Genomic DNA, 847 nt, shown 5'->3' on the forward strand with positions numbered 1-847 from the left:
GGTACCTGCATCCCTACTTGTTGCGTGAACCTCAATGTGGCCAGTTCTACAGGTGTTCACTCCAAGCGTACGTAAAATACACTTTCGTGTCGTGATCCCAGGTATGAACGATGTCCCGCCTTTGGCCCGAGCCTCTCGCCGCCAGCGAAACACCAGACTTGGATGGATCCCATACTGTGCAGCCACCTCCCTTATGGGGCGTCGGCTCTCGTAGGACGCGATGACCACTCGCGCGCGAAATTCAGGGGCGTGCCAGCGGCGGCGATCCGAAACGATCTCGATCCGCGAGGCGCCCGCCAGCCTGTCCCGCTCGCCTGTCTCTCTACCGCTCCTTTGGAGCCTCTCTGCGGTACTACCTGCGACACTCGCAGGTAGTACCGCGTCCCTATCTCTTAAATCGCTCATGCTTCATAGCTGAACCAGACCAGAAGTATTCAGCAAGGCGTCAGTCGCCGGGAGCTTACAGATGGCGAAGCCAGGGAAACAATGAGCGTATCCTGACCGCTACCAGCGGCGCACCATCACGATCCTGAATGTCGGCGGGATGCACGACAGCCGCCACGACATGACCCAGCGTGTCGGTCGCGATATGCCGCTTGCGTCCCCTGATCTTCTTGCCCGCGTTGAGGTGGACCCGTCCGTTCGGACAGTTTTGTGGGCTTGATAAGCTATACCCGGTTGTTGTTATGCCGCCCTTCTGGCGGCGTTGCTGTTGGCCCTCTGGTCCGGGGTTAACCCCGGACCAGAGGGCGTCGGCACGTCATGATACGCCTCATCGGGCGTACGTCCAGCCAGCGCCGTATGCGGACGCCTTTCGTTATAATGGGCGATCCATCTGCCAAGCCCG

2 protein-coding genes and 1 pseudogene are annotated in these 847 nt (G+C 59.9%); all 3 read right to left on the bottom strand.

Translation table 11 applies throughout. The features are described 5' to 3' along the window. On the bottom strand, positions 1–405 hold a 405-nt coding region (locus CFR80_RS20065), incomplete at its 3' end, for a transposase (protein ID WP_258367970.1). Positions 406–463: 58 nt separating this feature from the next. Beyond that, positions 464–625: pseudogene (locus CFR80_RS18535) on the bottom strand (transposase); the annotation flags it as partial. A gap of 59 nt (positions 626–684) precedes the next feature. Then, positions 685–847 (bottom strand): integrase core domain-containing protein (locus CFR80_RS18540; RefSeq protein ID WP_146221725.1); only part of this gene is annotated, 163 nt, incomplete at its 5' end.

Origin of the sequence: Komagataeibacter oboediens, from assembly GCF_003207815.1 — a bacterium.
Classification (GTDB): domain Bacteria; phylum Pseudomonadota; class Alphaproteobacteria; order Acetobacterales; family Acetobacteraceae; genus Komagataeibacter; species Komagataeibacter oboediens.